Origin of the sequence: Bradyrhizobium valentinum (assembly GCF_001440405.1) — a bacterium.
Classification (GTDB): Bacteria; Pseudomonadota; Alphaproteobacteria; order Rhizobiales; family Xanthobacteraceae; genus Bradyrhizobium; species Bradyrhizobium valentinum.
In genome coordinates this window covers 1-16,312 of sequence record NZ_LLXX01000135.1, presented here as the reverse complement: position 1 = coordinate 16,312, position 16,312 = coordinate 1, and the positions used below count along the sequence as shown (strand labels likewise).

The following is a 16,312-nucleotide window of genomic DNA, read 5'->3' as shown; positions in this document are numbered from 1 at the left end:
CGGCGCTCCGGCCGCGCAAGCCCCGCCGGCTGGCGCTCCCCCGGCCGGCGGGGCTCCGCCGCAGGAACAGCAGGTCCAACTGATCTACGCCCCCTGGACCAAGTTCTGCCTCAAGGGTCAGGAAGCCAACGCCAAGCAGGTGTGCTTCACCGGCAAGGACGGTCGCATCGAGTCGGGCCAGCCGGTCATTGCCGCCGTGATCATCGAGCCGGAAGGCGAGCCGAAGAAGCTCCTGCGCGTGACCCTTCCGCTCGGCATGCAGCTCGTGCACGGAACCCGGATCATCGTCGACAGCAACGCGCCGCAGCAGAGCCCCTATGTCATCTGCTTCCAGAACGGTTGCATGTCCGACTACGAAGCCACCCCTGAGCTGATTGCCAACCTGAAGAAGGGCCAGAACCTCGTTGTTCAGGCTATCAATTCCAACGGCGCGCCGCTGACGCTGCCGCTGCCGCTCGCGGGTGAATTCGCCAAGGCCTATGACGGCCCGCCGACCGATCCGAAGCAGTTCGAGGAAAACCAAAGGAAGTTGCAGGAAGAGCTGCAGAAGCGGGCTGAAGAGCAGCGCAAGAAGCTCGAGCAGCAGGGGGCTGGCGCTGGCGCCAACCCGGCGGCGAAGTAAGCGCCGCGTCGTTCGACAAAACACAAAAGGCGCCCGACCGGGGCGCCTTTTTCGTTGCCGGCACAGAGATGGCTAGTTCAGCGATGGATTGCGCGGACGGTAGCCGCCCGACTTGTCCTTCACGAAAATCTCGGCCACCTGCGAATGCCGGATCGGTTCGCCGGAATCGTCCGGCAGCAGGTTTTGCTCGGAGACGTAGGCGACGTATTCGGACTCCGAATTTTCCGCGAGCAGGTGATAGAACGGCTGATCCTTGTGAGGCCGGACCTCCTCAGGGATCGACAACCACCATTCCTCGGTATTGTTGAATTCCGGATCGATATCGAAAACCACGCCGCGGAATGAAAACACCCGGTGGCGGACGATCTGCCCGATCTGAAATTTGGCGGTGCGCGCTTTGATCATGTCCCGTCGAATAGACCATGATTGTGGCCGATGCTAGGGGCAATAGGACGAATTAACCTTTACGTGTGGTCGCCAGATTTGACGCCATGCCCTCGAAATTACTAACGAAAAGACGTTTCCGAGATGGTCGATATCCTCAACCTAGCGCTTCCCTATTTCGGCCTGATCTTCATCGGCTTTGCCTGCGGCAAGACCAAAGGGCTGCCGGAATCAGGCCTCGCCTGGATGAACTTCTTCCTGCTCTATGTTTCTCTGCCGGCGTTGCTGTTCGGCATCATGTCGGAGACGCCGTTTTCCGAACTGAACAACCCACCATTCCTGATCGCGACCACGCTGGCAACCGTGAGCGCGTTCGTGCTTGCGATGGTGACCGGCCGCTTCATCGGCGAACTGTCGCTGCGCAAGGCCACCATTGCGGGCCTTGCCGGCGCTTACGGCAATATCGGCTATATGGGACCTGGGCTCGCGCTCGCGGTGCTCGGCAGCAAGGCGGCGGCGCCTACGGCTTTGATCTTCTGCTGCGACAGCATCTTCCTGTTCTCGATCGTGCCGCTCTTGATCGCGCTAACCGATCGCAAGCATCCGTCGATGTTGCACGCCGTTGGCATCGCGGCACGGCAGATCATCATGAACCCGCTGATCATGTCGGCCGCCGCGGGCGCACTTGCGGCGGCGCTGCATATCCAACTGCCGGTCGCGATCGGCAAGACGCTGCTGTTCCTGCAGAACGCCGCGGCGCCGACGGCGCTGTTCGTGGTTCGTGCTGGGCGTTACCGTGGCGCTGCGCCCGTTCGATCGCGTACCCTGGGAAGTGCCCGGCGTGATCGCGATCAAGCTGCTGGTCCATCCGCTCATCGTGTTTGGATTGATGCTGCTGTTCGGCCCGTTTGCGCAGCCCTGGGCCGCGACCGCTGTCCTGATGGCCGCGCTGCCGCCGGCGCTGAACGTGTTCGTGATCGCCCGGCAGAACAACACCTGGATCGAGCCGGCGTCCGTCGCCGTCCTGATCGGGACCTTCGCCTCCGTGGTCACGCTGACCAGCGTGATGTGGTTCATCCAGAGCGGACGGCTGGTGTTTCCGTAAGTGTGGCGCGGAGATACAAAATCGCGAAAACAACCCCATGCAAAGTAGAGTTGGGCCAGGTCGCAGCCCTCACGCTGGCGTCCGGAGCTAGCTCACGCGCTTCCAGGTGGGCGCCAGTCCCTCGCGCATCGCGAGCCGCCGCAGCGGGCCGAACGAACCGAGCAGGTGCATGCCCGCCGCCCGCAGCGATTGCAGGGGCAGGAACGCGCTGAGCAATGAACGGTTTGCGACATCGATGGCAATCAACCGGCTCGCGACGTCGGCGCGACGGGCGGACTGATAGCGCGCCAGCACCGCCGGCGATCCCGGATCCTCCCCGAGCGAGATCGCACTGCCCGCGATGTCGGCGATATCGGCCGCATCGCGCAATCCCATGTTGAGGCCCTGCGCGCCGATCGGCGGCACCACATGGGCGGATTCACCGACCAGCGCGACACGATGGCGGGCGAATTGGTCGGGACGTTCGATCGTCAGTGGAAAGACGTTGCGCCCGGCTTCAACCTGGACGCGGCCGAGAATGGAGTGCGACTGCCTTTCCGCAGCCTCCGACAATTCGTCGTCGCTGAGCGACATAAGCCGCTCGGCTTCCCTGGTCCCCGAAACCCACACCACGCTGCAGCGGTTGCCGGGCAGGGGGACGAATACGCACGGGCCTTGCGAGGTGTGAAACTCGGTGGAGATGCCGTTATGCGGCCGCGAATGGGTGATGTTGAAGGTCAGCGCCGATTGATGCAGGTCGCGCCGGCTAATCCCGATTCCGGCCGCCTCGCGGGAAGGCGACTGCCGGCCGTCCGCGCCGATCACCAATCGCGCGGCCAACTGCTCGCCCTTGCCGGTCCGGACGGCAACGGCCGCATCCCGCGGGTCAATCGTTGCCGCCTCATCGTCAAATCGGGTCAGGTTCGAAAGCCCGGCGGCACGCTCCTCGAGGGCGACCATCAGCGAGCGGTTGTCGATGTTGTAGCCGAACTGTTCGAGACCGATCTCTTCCGAGGTGAACCGCACCTCGGGCGCACGGATCAACCGGCCGGTGTCGTCAACGAGGCGCATGGTCCGCAAGGCGGCCGCCTTGTCCCGGCAGCGGGACCAGACGTCCAGGCGTTCGAGCAGATAGGTGGAAGCCCCGAGCAGCGCCGTGGTGCGGTTGTCGGCATAGGGGACGCGGCGCGCGAGCAGGGCGGTCTTCGCGCCAGTTGCGGCCAGCGCGATGGCCGCGGTTAACCCCGCCGGCCCGCCGCCGATCACGGCGGCGTCATAAAGTTGCGATGCATCGTTCATACTGGGACAATTGACGTTCGGACCGGCATTTTCAAGCCATCAACCGGCCGAAATGTTTCCGCCCAATCGCGCGGCCGAACGCCGCAAGCGCCGATATGCAAACCGGGGCGATTCCTGATAGCACTGCTCGAGCAATGGACCAGACAACCGAACCAGTTTCCGTCCCGGCGACCAGCCGAATGCGGACCGCAGCATTCGCCGTACATATCTTCACGGCGATGGGCGCCGGCATCGCGCTGCTTGCAATGCTGGAAGCCGTACGCGAGCACTGGGCCAGCATGTTCGGCTGGCTTGGCGTCGCCCTGATCATCGATGCGATCGACGGTCCGCTGGCGCGAAAACTGGAGGTCGTTCGGTTGCAGCCGAATTGGTCGGGCGAGGTGCTCGATCTCGTCGTCGATTACGTGACCTACGTCTTCGTTCCGGCCTATGCCATCACGGCGAGCGGGTTGCTGCTGCCGGTAGCGGCGCCAATCCTCGGCATCGGCATTATGGTGTCGGGTGCGCTTTATTTTGCGGACAAGCGCATGAAGGCGTCAGACAATCATTTCCGCGGTTTTCCCGCGCTATGGAACGCCGCGGCGTTTTATCTGTTCTTGTTGCACCTGCCGCCTGTGCTTTCCAGCCTCGGCATCGCAGTCCTGATCGCGCTGACATTCGCGCCGTTTCATGTGTTGCATCCGATCCGGGTGGTGCGTCTGCGCTGGCTGACCCTGTGGCTGATGGCCATCGGAGCCGTGCTGGCGATCTACACGCTCATCTGCGATTTCAACGTGGGCGCTCCCGTCGTCGCCGGGCTTTGCGCCATTGGGGCGTACGTAATAGGAAGTGACGCCGTGATCCGGCAGATCAAGTCGTTCAAGGCATGATGGAATTATTGACGAGCCCGGAAGCCTGGGCGGCGCTAGTGACCTTGACGGCGCTGGAGATTGTGCTCGGCATCGACAACGTCATCTTCATTTCGGTGATCGTGTCACGCATCCCTCCGGTGCAGGCGAAGCGCGCGCGCCAGATCGGTCTGCTGTTGGCGCTGGTGTTCCGCATCGTGCTGCTCAGCGTGCTGGTATGGTTGATCGGCCTGACGGAGCCCATCGTGACCGTAAGAAGCGTCGATCTTTCCTGGCGCGACATCATCCTGATCGCCGGCGGCGCCTTCCTGATCGCGAAGGCGACGCATGAAATCCATGCCGAAGTCGAGGCGAGCGAAGGCGAGCCTGATGCCGAGCCGAGGGCCAGTGTATTCTTCTGGGCGATCATACAGATCATCGTCATCGATATAGTGTTCTCGCTGGACTCCATCATCACCGCGATCGGCATGGCGCAGGATCTCGAAATCATGATCGCAGCGGTCGTGATCGCCTGCATCGTCATGTATGTCTCGTCCGGCCCGGTGGCGAAGTTCGTCGCCAATCACCCGACCACCAAGATGCTGGCGCTGGCGTTCCTGGTGCTGATCGGCGTGGCGCTGGTCGCGGACGGATTCAAATTCCATATCCCGCGCGGCTACATCTATTTTGCCATGTTGTTCGCGGCCGCCGTCGAACTGTTCAATGTGCTCGCCCGGCGCAACCGCAGGAAGGCCGCCAGGTAGCCGGTTTTGGCCGGTGAGTTGACAATACGGCGGCGATGGCTTTCGTTTCGCTTTCAAGTTGGGCGCTTCAGGAAATACCGAGGGAGAGACTGTCATGACCAAGGCCGTGCGAGTGCACAAAGTAGGGGGTCCGGAAGCCCTGGTGTATGAGGACGTGGACGTGGCGGCGCCCGGACCGGGCGAGGTCCGCATCCGCCAGCACGCCGTCGGCCTGAATTTCATCGACGTCTACTTCCGCACCGGCCTATACAAGGCGCCGGGGCTGCCGTTCATCGCGGGCAACGAAGCCGCCGGCGAGGTCGTGGCCGTCGGCCCCGGCGTCACCAATTTTCACCCCGGCGACCGCGTCGCCTACTATTTCACGCTTGGCGGCTATGCCAGCGAGCGGGTGATCCCGGCGGACAAGCTGGTCAAGCTGCCCGACCACATCACCTACGAGCAGGGCGCGGTCCTGATGCTCAAGGGGCTGACGGTCTGGTACCTCCTGCACAAGACCTTCAAGGTCGAACCCGGCCACCGCGTGCTGATCCATGCCGCCGCAGGTGGTATCGGCCTCTTGGCCTGCCAGTGGGCAAAGGCGCTCGGTGCACATGTGATCGGCACCGTGGGCTCCAAGGCGAAGGCCGATCTCGCGCTCTCCAATGGCTGCGACCACGTCATCCTCTACAATGAGGAAGATTTCGTGGCCCGGGTAAAGCAGATCAGCCGCAACGAGCTCTGCGATGTCGTCTATGACGGCGTCGGCAAGACCACCTTCCCGGGCTCCCTGTCGTGCCTGCGGCCCCGCGGCCTGTTCGTGAGCTTCGGCAACGCCTCCGGCCCGGTGCCACCGTTCCCGCTCGCCGAACTCAACAACCACGGCTCGCTGTTCGCGACGCGGCCGAAGCTCAACGACTACGTCTCTACCCGCAAGGAATTGCTCGAAGGCGCCGACACACTGTTCGCCGCCGTCATCAACGGCAAGCTCCACGTGCCGATCAACCACGCCTACGCGCTGAAGGACGCGGCGAAGGCACATACGGAGCTTGAGAGCCGCGCGACGACGGGCGCTGCGATCTTGCGGCCGTAGGTCCTTCGTCATTCCGGGGCACGCGAAGCGTGAACCCGGAATCTCGAGATTCCGGGTTCGATGCTACGCATCGCCCCGGAATGACGTGAGAGGTTACGCCACCCGTCTCGCCGCACCCGCCTTCACCAAAATCGCATCAAGACAATCGATCATCAGCGATATCTCCTCGCGCGTGACGTTGAGCGCCGGCATGAAGCGGAGCGCATCGGGCTGCGGCGAGTTGATCAGCACGCCGTCCGCAAGCGCTTCGGCCACGATCGCGGCGCCGATCGGCAGTTTCAGGTCGAGCGCCAGCAACAGTCCGCGGCCGCGGACTTCGCCGAGGCCGTGCCGGGCGGACAGTTTTTGCAGTTCGCTTTCCAGAAACAGGCCGGCGTCCGCAGCCGCCTTCAGAAATTCCGGCTTCGAAACCTCCTCAAGCACCGCAAGCCCCGCAGCGCACATCAAGGGATTGCCGTTGAACGTGCCGCCCTGATCGCCGTGCTCGAAGCAGGAGGCATGTTCAGTCGCGAGCAAGGCGGCCAGCGGCACGCCGCCGCCGATGCCCTTGCCGAGGGTCATGATGTCGGGCTCGATGCCGGCATGCTCGTAGTGAAACAGTTTTCCGGTGCGGCCCATGCCGGTCTGGATCTCGTCGACGATGAGCAGCAGGCCATGCTCCTTGGTCAGTGCGCGCAACGCCTTCATGAACTCATCGGTTGCCGGCCAGACGCCGGCTTCGCCCTGGATTGGCTCCAGCATCACGGCGACCGTATTGTCCGAGATCAGCGCCTTCACCGAATCGAGATCGTTGAGCTTGGCCTTGCGGAAGCCTGACACTTTCGGCTCAAACAGTGGCTCGAACGCCTTCTTGCCCGATGCCGACATGGTTGCGAGCGTGCGGCCGTGAAATCCGCCTTCGAAGGTGATGATTTCGAACGCGCCGTTCTTGTATTTCGTGCCGTATTTGCGCGCGAGCTTGATGGCGCCTTCATTGGCCTCCGCGCCCGAATTGGCGAAGAACACCTGATCGAAGCAGCTCTTCTCGCGAAGTGCTTGCGCGAGCTTCAGGCTGGGGCCGTTGTAGAAGGCGGGGCTTGGCGTCAGCAACTGCTTTGCCTGCGCCGCGAGCGCTTCGGCGATGACCGGCGGCGAATGCCCGAGGCAGTTGACGGCCCAGCCCTGCATGAAATCGAGATAGCGCTTGCCGCTGTCGTCCCACAGATACGCGCCTTCACCGCGAACGAACACGGCCTGCGGGCGGGCGGTGATGTTCATCAGCGCGTCGAACGGATGGGCAGCGTTGGTCATATCAGGCTCCTCAGGGGTTTTGGGGAAGGGGCAGGCCGAAACGCAAGAAGGCCGCACTTTTGAGGGTGCGGCCTTCTCGAAAACTTTGCTGAAACTAGCTGATCAGCGTTGTCGTCGGACACGGCGCAACCCATCGTCGCTGGAGCGACGACGCAGGCAGGCGCGGCGGTTGGTCCGGTTCAGTTTCATGGCGATGGCCCATACAGCCTGATGGCAGTGGATGTCAAGCGGCGCCGAGCGGTCTAGAACCCCGCGACGCTGCCGTGCAGGTCGTATTGATCCGCGCGCTCGATCTTCGCGGTGACGATTTCGCCGACCTTCAGCGGGCGGCGGCTGGAGAGATAGACCGCGCCATCGATCTGCGGCGCGTCGGCCTTTGAGCGACCCTTTGCGACCGTCGGTCCGACTTCGTCGATGATGATCTGCTGCCTTGTGCCGACCTTGCGCTTGAGGCGGCGGGCGGAGATCTTCTGCTGCCGGGCCATCAGCGCATTCCAGCGCTCCTGCTTGACCTCGTCGGGCACGGCATGGCCGATCGCGTTCGAGGCGGCGCCCGCAACCGGCTCGTATTTGAAGCAGCCGAGCCGATCGATCTCGGCCTCTTCGAGCCAGTCGAGCAGATAGGCGAAATCGGAATCGGTTTCGCCGGGAAAGCCGACGATGAAGGTCGAGCGCAGCGTCAGGTCAGGACATTCCTCGCGCCACTTCTTGATCCGCGCCAGCGTCTTTTCCTGCGCGGCGGGACGCTTCATGGCCCGCAGCACGTCCGGGCTTGCATGCTGGAAGGGAATATCGAGGTAGGGCAGAATCTTGCCTTCGGTCATCAGGGCGATGACTTCGTCGACATGCGGGTAGGGGTAGACATATTGCAGCCGTACCCAAGCGCCGAATTCGCCAAGCTCCTTGGCGAGGTCGAAAAATCTGGCGCGGACCTGGCGATCCTTCCACGGACTTCCCGCATACTTCACGTCGACGCCATAGGCCGAGGTATCCTGCGAAATGACCAGCAATTCCTTGACGCCGGCCGTGACAAGCCTTTCCGCCTCGCGCAGCACGTCATTGGCCGGACGCGACACCAGGTCGCCGCGCAGTTTTGGAATGATGCAGAAGCTGCAGCGGTTGTTGCAGCCTTCGGAAATCTTCAAGTAAGCGTAGTGCCGCGGCGTCAGCTTGACGCCCTGCGGCGGCACCAGGTCCAGATGCGGGTTATGGACCGGCGGCAGAGCGCGGTGCACGGCCTCCAGCACGCTCTCATATTGCTGCGGGCCTGTTATCGAGAGCACGCCCGGATAGGCCGCCTCGATCTGCTCGGGTTCGGCGCCCATGCAGCCGGTGACGATGACCTTGCCGTTCTCGGCCATCGCCTCGCCGATGGCGCCGAGCGATTCCTGCTTGGCGCTGTCGAGGAACCCGCAGGTATTGACAATGACGATGTCGGCCCCGTCATGCTTGCGCGCCAGCTCATAGCCTTCGGCGCGCAGCCGGGTGATAATGCGCTCGGAATCCACGAGCGCCTTGGGGCACCCAAGCGAAACAAAGCTGACTTTGGGCGCAGCGGCCTGTTGCATATCTAATCTGCCTGATTGATGAGCACGAACTAGTCCTAATGGCCCACAATTACAAGGCTTTGCGGGGACTTCTGACGTGCTATGGAAGCCCTGCCGGGTTAAGAGTTGATCGATGAGCGCTGAGTCGTCGCCGAAAATCGTTATTGTCGACGAAAGCCCGATCCGGGCCGCAATCCTGGAGGAGGGCTTGCGGGAGGCGGGCTTTACCGGCGTCGTGCATATCAGCGAAATGCAGAGCCTGCTGGCGCGGATCTATGCGCTCGACCCCGACGTCATCCTGATCGACCTGGAAAACCCCAGCCGCGACGTTCTGGAACAGATGTTCCAGGTCAGCCGCGCGGTGCGGCGGCCGATCGCCATGTTCGTCGACCAGAGCGACGCGGCCTCGATCCAGGCCTCCGTCGATGCCGGCGTTTCCGCCTACATCGTGGACGGCCTGAAGAAGGAGAGGATCAAGCCGATCCTCGACCTCTGCATCTCCCGCTTCAACGCCTTCTCCAAGCTGCAGGACGAACTCGACCGCACCAAATCCGCGCTCGAGGAGCGCAAGGTGATCGATCGCGCCAAGGGAATCCTGATGAAGGTGAAGGGCCTCACCGAAGACGAGGCCTATGTGCTGATGCGCTCCACGGCGATGCGCGAGAAAAAGAAGATCGGCGAGATCGCGCAATCGATCCTGACCGCGTCGGAGCTATTGAAATGACCACACCGCTGCATATCGGCTTCATTCCACTGGTCGACGCGGCAGCGCTGATCATCGCCGTCGACAAGGGCTTTACGGCCGCCGAAGGGCTCGATGTCACGCTGGTGCGGGAAGTGTCGTGGTCCAACGTCCGCGACAAGCTCAATATCGGCCTGTTCGATGCCGCCCATCTGCTAGCGCCCGTGGCGATCGCCTCGAGCCTCGGGCTGGGCCACGTCAAGGTGCCGATCGTGGCGCCGTTCAATCTCGGCCTCAACGGCAACGCGATCACGGTGTCGCCGGCGCTGCACGCCGCGATCATGAGCGAGATCGAGGGCGACGCCGTCGATCCCATGGCCACCGCACTGGCGCTCGCCCGCGTCGTGGCCACCAGGCGCAAGAGCGGCGCGGAACCGCTGACTTTTGGCATGACGTTCCCGTTCTCTACCCACAACTACCAGCTCCGGTTCTGGATGGCGGCGGGCGGGGTCGATCCCGACGAGGACGTTCGTCTGGTCGTGCTACCGCCGCCCTACATGGTGGACAGCCTCGCCAATGGCCATGTCGATGCGTTCTGCGTCGGCGCGCCCTGGAACTCGGTCGCGGTAGATCTCGGCGTCGGCCACATCCTGCATTTCGTCTCTGATATCCTGGTGCGCGCGGCAGAAAAGGTGCTCGCGGTCAGGCAAAGCTGGTCGGAAAAGAATTCGGACGCGCTGGCTGCCCTGATCCGGGCGGCTTCCCACGCCGCCGAATACATCGAGGATGCCGGAAACCGCGCAGAGACCGCGCATGTCCTGGCGCGGCCGGACCGGCTCGGCGTCGGCGCCGAAGTGATCCAGCGCACCCTCGACGGCCGGCTGAAGATTTCACCCGATGGTCAGCGGCGCGAGAGCGGCCGCTATCTTTTGGTCGGGCGCGAGGGCGCGGGTAGGCCCGATCCTGCGCAGGCCGCCTGGCTTTACGCGCAAATGGTGCGCTGGGGTCAGACGGTGATGCGGCCGGATGCGCTCCGAACCGCCATGGGGGTCTTCAGGCCGGACCTCTACGACGCCGCCATGGGGCGCCCGGGCAAGGCCCCAGACGCCTCGGAAGCCATCGGCGCCTTTGCCGGGCCCGCATTTGATCCGGCGGATATAGCCGGACACCTGGCCGCCTTCGGGATCGGGCGCTGGAAGCCCTAGCTCGGCCGGCTGAGGCGTTCGGCGAATGAAGAAGAATGGCCGGTTCCAGCCGAAGCGTTTACCAATCTGGGTTCCAACTGGCTCAAATCGGTCCGAATAAAATTCTCGCGCTGGTCGGGAGGCGGGGAATTTTCCCCTCGAAATGGAGGGCGCCGGAGCGCCAATATCGCTATTTCGGCTGATATCTTGCATCGGAGCGCGAACGATATTCCATATGCAGTCCATGCCGCGTTGGAGATCGATCATGCGCGAACTATCGGCGGAAGCCCGCCTGCACCTTTACGCACGCTCGGTGTCCCGCCGTTCCGGCACCGGGTTTCATATCGCCGCGCTCTACAGCGCGTTCGCGCTCATTGCCGCCATCGTGTTCGGCACGCTGTCGGTTCATCCGTTCTGAGAACGTAACCCGTCACCCTGAGGTGGCCGCGCGTAGCGTGGCCCTCGAAGGGCGACGGCCGGCTGTTCATCCTTCGAGGCTCGCTTCGCTCGCGCCTCAGGATGACGGATAGAGTTGTACTAGCCTGCCGTCTTGAACGGCGCCACCGTTATCCCCGCATCCTTCAAAGCCTGACGCACGCCGCGCGCGATGTCGACTGCGCCCGGCGTATCGCCGTGGATGCACACGGTGTCGGTGCGCATCTTGATCACCTTGCCTGTGACCGAAACCACCGCGCTGTCCTGCACCATCCGCACCACGCGGTCGGCAATCGTCTTCGCATCGTGCAGCACGGCGCCCGGTTTCCTGCGCGACACCAGCGAGCCGTTGTCTTCATAGGCACGGTCGGCAAACACTTCGTGCACCATCGGCAGGTTGGCGGCTTCACCCGCCTGCACCAGCTTGGAATTGGCGAGCACCACGAAAATCAGATTGGGGTCGACCGCCTTGATGCCATTGGCGATGGCCTTCGCGGTCATATCGTCTTCGCAGGCGACATTGGAGAGCGCGCCGTGCGCCTTCACATGCGTGACCTTGTAGCCGGCCGCAGTCGCAATCGCCTGCAATGCGCCGATCTGATAGGCGATGAGGTTCTCGATCTCCGAAGATTTCAAGCCGGGGATCGGGCGCCGGCCGAAACCGTGCAGGTCGCGATATCCAGGGTGGGCACCGACGCTGACGCCGCGCGCTTTCGCAAGCTCAACGGTGCGGCGCATGATGTCGGCATCGCCGGCATGAAAGCCGCAGGCGACATTCACTGACGTCGCAAGCTCGATCATCGCGGCGTCATTGCCCATTTCCCACGCGCCAAACCCTTCGCCGAGATCGCAATTGAGGTCGATGGTTGTCATGATGTTGATCCGCTTCTCGTGAGTGGATTTCGTAACCGTCAGTCCGGGCCCGATGCGTCGGCCAGAGATACTGCGTGCCAGGTTCCGGCATCGACTGCGCTGACGGCGTGGCCCGCGACATTGGCATCGTGCAGCGCGTCGATGTTGAGATCAATGTTTTCGATTGCCCGCAGCCGCTCGGGCAGGGTGCGCAGCAATCCGGCAAATTTGCGCGCCTCGGCCTGCGCTTCCGCCATGCTGACGGCCCGGAAGCGAAAGGCGCGCCCGGCGGGAATCTGCGCGAACCGCCCGAGGTCGGCCGAAATCACGGTTGCGATCTTGGGATAGCCGCCGCTGGTGCCGCGGTCGGGCATCAACACGATCGGCTGGCCATTGCCGGGCACTTGCAGACTGCCGTTGACGGTACCGTCTGAGACGATGTTGTGGCCGTGAAGATGCTTGAGCAAAGGGCCTTCGAGCCGGTAGCCCATGCGGTCGCTGGTTGCCGAAATCTTCCATTCGCTGTCGACAAACAGTTTTTTGGTCTCGTCGGCGAATTCGTCATCCTGCGGACCCCAGACCACGCGGATCGGCGCGTCGGTTGCCGCCGGCAGCTCGATCCTCCGCTCCGGCGCGCTGCTTGCCGCTTTCGTCTGCAGTTCGTCGCCGGCCTGCAGCGGACGCGCATAGGGGCTACCGAGGCCGGCGCGCGCGTTGACGGCAAGGCTGCCGAACATCGGCTCGCCGGCAATGCCGCCTTCGATCGCGAGATAGCTGAACGAGCCGCCGCGGGCAAAGCCCAGCGTCAGGCTCTCGCCATCGGCGAGGGTTGCGGAAGTATCCGATGCCACGGCACGACCGGCGATATCGGCATTGCGCGGAGCGCCCGCCAGCGCAATGCGCGCCGCGCCGCCGCGCGCGGTAAAGCTTGCTCCGAACGGACCGACTTCGACGGCCGCCGTGAACGGTTCATTGCCAACCAGCGTATTCGCGGCGGCCAGTGCCAGCCGATCCATTGCGCCGCTCGGCACCAGGCCGTAACGCTGAGCGCCGGGACGTCCTCCGTCCTGCACCGAACTTGCCGGTCCGATCGATGCAATGACGAGCTTGCTCATGAGGCGATCTGCTCGGCAATGAATTCGCCGGCTTCGGCGGCGCGATCCTGCTCCTCGAAAGTCTTGGCATCGACAGCCGCAAAGGTGACGTTGTCGCCCGGCTCCAAGAGGAAAATCGGATCGCGGTGAAGCTGGTAGGTACGCACCGCTGTCCGTCCCAGAAGGTGCCAGCCGCTCGGGCCGGCAAGGCATTGCACGCCGGTTTGTACCCCGCCGATCGAGATGGTGCCGGCCGGCGTCAGCAAGCGCGGATTCTGCCGCCGCGGCATGTGCAGGGTATCGGCAAGCCCGCTGAGATAGGACCAGCCCGGCGTAAAACCGATCATGGCGACGCGGTAATCACCGGCGACATGCCGCGCCACGATCTCGTCGGGTGTGGTGTTGAGGGTTTTTGCGACGTCCTCGAGGTCGATGCCGTGCTCGCCACCATAAACAACCGGAATGCGCCAGCGCCGGGTCTTTGCCGTTGCCGGTACCGGCCGCTGCGCGAGCGCGAGAATCCTTTCGCCAAGCTTGTCGAAATCGATCAACACGGGATCGTAATGCACCAGCAGCGAACGATAGGTCGGCACGGTCTCGGTGATGCCTGCGATGGGTTCTGCAGCCAGCTCACGGTCAAGCGCCAGCACCCGCCGGTTGGCGGCGTCATCGATGTTGCGGCTGAATTCCACCGTGATGGCGCTGTCGCCACTCGGCAAAAGGCGGGGCGGGGATAGCGTCGCGGCCATGGCCTCGTAACTGTCTCGCAGCTTTAGCTTTTGCTTTTGAGCATGATCTCTTCGGAAAACCGGTGCCCACTTTTCCGGATCATGCTCCTGTGCTGCGCCAAGCTGTAGCGTGTTTTGGACGCGAGTGGAATTCGCTTCGTGCGAAATCAGCCAGTAAGTTCAATAAATTAATCTGCATGCCGATGATAAGATGTTGTGATCGCGCTTGTTTCCGCGAGCCCTTGACGCGATGCCCGCGCCCCGCAAGATGCGCTACCTTTCACCCATCCGCCGGAGCCCGCATTCCAGATGTCCCTGTCCCCTGAAGCCCTCGCAACCCTGTCCGGCGTGTCCACCGCCACGATCACCACCGTTCTGCTCAAGAAGGGCCTGCGAAACATCTGGATGCGCGGCACCAAGCCGCTACGGCCTGGGCAGCCGCGGCTGGTCGGCCCGGCCTTTACGCTGCGCTTTGTGCCCGCGCGCGAGGATCTGGCAACACCGGAATCCTGGTCGTCGCCAATCTCGACCCGCACCGCGATCGAAGCCATGCCGAAGGGCTGCATCGCTGTCGTCGACGCCATGGGCGTTACTGACGCCGGCATCTTCGGCGATATTCTTTGCGCGCGCATGGTCAAGCGCGGGGTTGCCGCGCTGATCACCGACGGTGTCGTGCGTGACGTCGAAGGCGTGCTTGGCACCAATCTTCCGGTCTGGTGCGACGGCTTCGCGGCGCCGCCTTCCGTGGCCGGGCTGACCTTCGTCGGCTGGGGCGAACCAATCGGCTGTGGCGGAGTTGCAGTATTTCCGAACGACATCGTCGTCGCCGACCAGGACGGCGCGGTGCTGATCCCGCAGGCGCTACTCGATCACGTGCTGGCCGAAGGGTCGGAGCAGGAACGGATGGAGGCCTGGATTGTCAACGAGGTGAACAACGGCGCAGCATTGCCGGGCCTCTATCCGATGAACGCCGAGACCAAGGCGCGCTACGCTGCTACAAAGAAATAACATCAACCAGCAGAGGTAACTCCATGGAAATCCATCTCGCTGGCTCCCGGCCGACGCGCCGGGCGCCGCCGGACTATTTCACCGGCACGGTGTTGCAGGATCCGATCATCGCAACGGAGCAACCGGCGCGGCTGGTCTCGACACGCGTCTCGTTCGAGCCGGGCGCGCGCACTGCATGGCACACGCATCCGCTGGGGCAGACGCTGTACGTGATCTCAGGCGTTGGCCGCGTGCAGGCCAAGGGCGGACCTGTCAGGGAAATCCGGCCCGGCGACGTTGTCTGGATTCCGCCCGGCGAGAAGCATTGGCACGGCGCTTCGCCGACTAACGGCATGACGCACATTGCCATGCAGGAAGCGTTCGACGGAAGCTACGTCACCTGGATGGAGCACGTGACCGACGCGGAGTATTCCGTGAAGGTCGGCTAAATTCCTGCCGCTTCACAAGCGCTGAGCGGTCCAGGTGCCGGAGCACAAGGCGGCGCGCCATGTGCCCGAACCTGACGTGCCCGTGAGAACGCCGGAGCCGACCGCGCGCTTCATGCCGCTCTCGAGGGTCACGCGGATGGTGCCGGCTTCGGCGACGCGGCCGGAAGCCGTTACCGCGGCGTTGTTCGATGCAACCTGGCCGTTGCTGATCCCGATCGAGACTGACGCGCCACTGCTACAGGCAGCGTTCGACGAGTTGATCTGCACATTCCAGGCGCCGTCGAATGTTGCGGCTGCGGATGGTGTCGCAAGGCCCAGTGCAGCAAGCAGCGTAGCGGCTACTACGGATTTCCGAGACTTTAGCATGACGTGCCCCTTTGGTTGGACACGATCACACTCTCACGCCGGTTCCATGGTGACTGTGACTGCCATCACGCGACGGGACGCCAAGACAGGACCCATGAAAAAACAGGGCTCATGTGAAAAGCCCCGCGCTACGGCGGGGCTCCGGTCGAATGCACAGGCCGTGCCTGCCGGTCAGTTGACGCGGGTCCAGGTTTGGCCGCCACAGAACATGCCGCCGAAGGCGCAGCCCTGAACGCGCAGACTGTCGGTGCCCTTGAGGGCGATCGTCGAGTCATAGGTGCTGCCGGTGGTCGGATCGAGAATCCGGCCACTCCACTTATCCTTGCCGGGTTTCATGTTGATCAAGACCTGCTCGCCGTTCTGCTCCGACTTCTTGTCGATGGAATAGCCGCAGAGATTCGGGCCGCATTGCTCGATCCGCACCTTGCCTTCCTTTTCCTCCGTCAGCCACACGCCAAGCGGTGAGTTCGCCGGCGGAGCCGTCGAAGCTGCCGGAGCGGCGGCCTGTTTCTGTTGCGGCGGCGGTGGTGCTGGTGCTGGTGCGGCAACGGGGGCGGGCGCCGGCGGTACTGCCGGAGCGGCGCTCTGTGGCACTTGAGGAGCAGCGGGCGCTGCTGCTGCGGGCGCAGCGGCATCCGTCGGCGCAACG

The 16,312-nt window shown here is 63.5% G+C and carries 18 protein-coding genes and 1 pseudogene; 10 read left to right on the top strand and 9 right to left on the bottom strand.

Going from position 1 to position 16,312, the window contains the following annotated elements; genetic code table 11:
- Positions 1-622, top strand: a 622-nt coding sequence (locus CP49_RS23675) for an invasion associated locus B family protein (RefSeq protein ID WP_057852595.1), incomplete at its 5' end; no start/stop codon positions are given.
- A gap of 72 nt (positions 623-694) precedes the next feature.
- Here the strand turns inward: CP49_RS23675 and hspQ are convergent.
- Entirely contained in the window at positions 695-1,027 is a 333-nt protein-coding gene (hspQ, locus tag CP49_RS23670; protein ID WP_057852594.1) for a heat shock protein HspQ, read from the bottom strand.
- 123 nt (positions 1,028-1,150) lie between these two features.
- Between hspQ and CP49_RS23665 the strand changes: the two are divergent.
- A pseudogene (locus CP49_RS23665) lies at positions 1,151-2,111 on the top strand (AEC family transporter).
- 87 nt (positions 2,112-2,198) lie between these two features.
- Here the strand turns inward: CP49_RS23665 and CP49_RS23660 are convergent.
- Entirely contained in the window at positions 2,199-3,389 is a 1,191-nt protein-coding gene (locus tag CP49_RS23660) for a UbiH/UbiF family hydroxylase (RefSeq protein WP_057852593.1), read from the bottom strand.
- A 134-nt stretch (positions 3,390-3,523) separates the two neighbouring features.
- Between CP49_RS23660 and pcsA the strand changes: the two genes are divergently transcribed.
- From pcsA to CP49_RS23645, 3 genes are all read left to right on the top strand, one after another.
- A complete protein-coding gene (pcsA, locus tag CP49_RS23655; protein WP_057852592.1) occupies positions 3,524-4,258 on the top strand; it encodes a phosphatidylcholine synthase in 735 nt (244 codons plus the stop codon).
- A complete protein-coding gene (locus tag CP49_RS23650) occupies positions 4,255-4,980 on the top strand; it encodes a TerC family protein (protein WP_057852591.1) in 726 nt (241 codons plus the stop codon). Before pcsA ends, CP49_RS23650 begins: the two co-directional genes overlap by 4 nt.
- Positions 4,981-5,074: 94 nt before the next feature.
- Positions 5,075-6,049 carry a quinone oxidoreductase family protein gene (locus CP49_RS23645; protein WP_057852590.1) on the top strand — a complete coding sequence of 325 codons (975 nt, stop codon included), beginning with the start codon at positions 5,075-5,077 and terminating at the stop codon, positions 6,047-6,049.
- 93 nt (positions 6,050-6,142) lie between these two features.
- Here CP49_RS23645 and CP49_RS23640 read toward each other — a convergent pair whose 3' ends face one another.
- Both CP49_RS23640 and rimO read right to left on the bottom strand, forming a co-directional pair.
- Positions 6,143-7,339: an acetylornithine transaminase gene (locus CP49_RS23640; RefSeq protein ID WP_057852589.1), complete on the bottom strand. Its 1,197-nt coding sequence runs from the start codon at positions 7,337-7,339 to the stop codon at positions 6,143-6,145.
- Between the two features lie 242 nt (positions 7,340-7,581).
- A complete protein-coding gene (rimO, locus tag CP49_RS23635) occupies positions 7,582-8,907 on the bottom strand; it encodes a 30S ribosomal protein S12 methylthiotransferase RimO (protein ID WP_057852588.1) in 1,326 nt (441 codons plus the stop codon).
- A gap of 112 nt (positions 8,908-9,019) precedes the next feature.
- On the opposite strand from rimO, the gene CP49_RS23630 reads away from it, so the two are divergent.
- The 3 genes from CP49_RS23630 to CP49_RS44995 all read left to right on the top strand — a co-directional run bounded on the left by CP49_RS23630 (position 9,020) and on the right by CP49_RS44995 (position 11,170).
- A complete protein-coding gene (locus tag CP49_RS23630; protein WP_057852587.1) occupies positions 9,020-9,610 on the top strand; it encodes an ANTAR domain-containing response regulator in 591 nt (196 codons plus the stop codon).
- The gene (locus CP49_RS23625; protein ID WP_057852586.1) at positions 9,607-10,773 is read left to right on the top strand and encodes a CmpA/NrtA family ABC transporter substrate-binding protein; all 1,167 of its coding nucleotides are present in this window, start codon (positions 9,607-9,609) and stop codon (positions 10,771-10,773) included. Before CP49_RS23630 ends, CP49_RS23625 begins: the two co-directional genes overlap by 4 nt.
- A gap of 244 nt (positions 10,774-11,017) precedes the next feature.
- Positions 11,018-11,170, top strand: coding sequence for a hypothetical protein (locus CP49_RS44995; RefSeq protein WP_197423201.1), 153 nt, complete (start codon positions 11,018-11,020; stop codon positions 11,168-11,170).
- Positions 11,171-11,289: 119 nt separating this feature from the next.
- Here the strand turns inward: CP49_RS44995 and CP49_RS23620 are convergent, their stop codons facing one another.
- The 3 genes from CP49_RS23620 to pxpB are packed head-to-tail and all read right to left on the bottom strand — an operon-like array spanning position 11,290 to position 13,882.
- The gene (locus CP49_RS23620) at positions 11,290-12,060 is read right to left on the bottom strand and encodes a LamB/YcsF family protein (protein WP_057852585.1); all 771 of its coding nucleotides are present in this window, start codon (positions 12,058-12,060) and stop codon (positions 11,290-11,292) included.
- Between the two features lie 38 nt (positions 12,061-12,098).
- The gene (locus CP49_RS23615) at positions 12,099-13,154 is read right to left on the bottom strand and encodes a 5-oxoprolinase subunit C family protein (protein ID WP_057852584.1); all 1,056 of its coding nucleotides are present in this window, start codon (positions 13,152-13,154) and stop codon (positions 12,099-12,101) included.
- Positions 13,151-13,882: a 5-oxoprolinase subunit PxpB gene (gene pxpB, locus CP49_RS23610; RefSeq protein WP_057852583.1), complete on the bottom strand. Its 732-nt coding sequence runs from the start codon at positions 13,880-13,882 to the stop codon at positions 13,151-13,153. The genes CP49_RS23615 and pxpB overlap by 4 nt, the downstream gene beginning before the upstream one ends.
- A gap of 288 nt (positions 13,883-14,170) precedes the next feature.
- On the opposite strand from pxpB, the gene CP49_RS23605 reads away from it, so the two are divergent.
- A complete protein-coding gene (locus CP49_RS23605) occupies positions 14,171-14,869 on the top strand; it encodes a ribonuclease activity regulator RraA (protein ID WP_057852582.1) in 699 nt (232 codons plus the stop codon).
- Between the two features lie 23 nt (positions 14,870-14,892).
- Positions 14,893-15,297 (top strand): (R)-mandelonitrile lyase, encoded by a 405-nt coding sequence (locus CP49_RS23600; protein ID WP_057852581.1) that lies wholly within the window; start codon positions 14,893-14,895, stop codon positions 15,295-15,297.
- A gap of 12 nt (positions 15,298-15,309) precedes the next feature.
- Here CP49_RS23600 and CP49_RS23595 read toward each other — a convergent pair whose 3' ends face one another.
- Together CP49_RS23595 and CP49_RS23590 are read right to left on the bottom strand one after the other, a co-directional pair.
- On the bottom strand, positions 15,310-15,663 hold the full coding sequence (locus CP49_RS23595) for a hypothetical protein (RefSeq protein ID WP_057852580.1): 354 nt from the start codon (positions 15,661-15,663) through the stop codon (positions 15,310-15,312).
- A gap of 171 nt (positions 15,664-15,834) precedes the next feature.
- Positions 15,835-16,312: DUF2147 domain-containing protein (locus CP49_RS23590; protein ID WP_156438599.1), on the bottom strand; the 478-nt coding region annotated here is incomplete at its 5' end.

What these genes read in the sequence shown, in the direction of transcription:
- CP49_RS23630 (WP_057852587.1), top strand. Translation starts at nt 9,020, where the DNA reads ATGAGCGCTGAGTCGTCGCCGAAAATCGTTATTGTCGACGAAAGCCCG.
- pxpB (WP_057852583.1), bottom strand. Translation starts at nt 13,882, where the DNA reads ATGGCCGCGACGCTATCCCCGCCCCGCCTTTTGCCGAGTGGCGACAGC.
- CP49_RS23595 (WP_057852580.1), bottom strand. Translation starts at nt 15,663, where the DNA reads ATGCTAAAGTCTCGGAAATCCGTAGTAGCCGCTACGCTGCTTGCTGCA.
- CP49_RS44995 (WP_197423201.1), top strand. Translation starts at nt 11,018, where the DNA reads ATGCGCGAACTATCGGCGGAAGCCCGCCTGCACCTTTACGCACGCTCG.
- rimO (WP_057852588.1), bottom strand. Translation starts at nt 8,907, where the DNA reads ATGCAACAGGCCGCTGCGCCCAAAGTCAGCTTTGTTTCGCTTGGGTGC.
- pcsA (WP_057852592.1), top strand. Translation starts at nt 3,524, where the DNA reads ATGGACCAGACAACCGAACCAGTTTCCGTCCCGGCGACCAGCCGAATG.
- CP49_RS23650 (WP_057852591.1), top strand. Translation starts at nt 4,255, where the DNA reads ATGATGGAATTATTGACGAGCCCGGAAGCCTGGGCGGCGCTAGTGACC.
- CP49_RS23620 (WP_057852585.1), bottom strand. Translation starts at nt 12,060, where the DNA reads ATGACAACCATCGACCTCAATTGCGATCTCGGCGAAGGGTTTGGCGCG.
- CP49_RS23615 (WP_057852584.1), bottom strand. Translation starts at nt 13,154, where the DNA reads ATGAGCAAGCTCGTCATTGCATCGATCGGACCGGCAAGTTCGGTGCAG.
- hspQ (WP_057852594.1), bottom strand. Translation starts at nt 1,027, where the DNA reads ATGATCAAAGCGCGCACCGCCAAATTTCAGATCGGGCAGATCGTCCGC.
- CP49_RS23625 (WP_057852586.1), top strand. Translation starts at nt 9,607, where the DNA reads ATGACCACACCGCTGCATATCGGCTTCATTCCACTGGTCGACGCGGCA.
- CP49_RS23605 (WP_057852582.1), top strand. Translation starts at nt 14,171, where the DNA reads ATGTCCCTGTCCCCTGAAGCCCTCGCAACCCTGTCCGGCGTGTCCACC.
- CP49_RS23660 (WP_057852593.1), bottom strand. Translation starts at nt 3,389, where the DNA reads ATGAACGATGCATCGCAACTTTATGACGCCGCCGTGATCGGCGGCGGG.
- CP49_RS23600 (WP_057852581.1), top strand. Translation starts at nt 14,893, where the DNA reads ATGGAAATCCATCTCGCTGGCTCCCGGCCGACGCGCCGGGCGCCGCCG.
- CP49_RS23645 (WP_057852590.1), top strand. Translation starts at nt 5,075, where the DNA reads ATGACCAAGGCCGTGCGAGTGCACAAAGTAGGGGGTCCGGAAGCCCTG.
- CP49_RS23640 (WP_057852589.1), bottom strand. Translation starts at nt 7,339, where the DNA reads ATGACCAACGCTGCCCATCCGTTCGACGCGCTGATGAACATCACCGCC.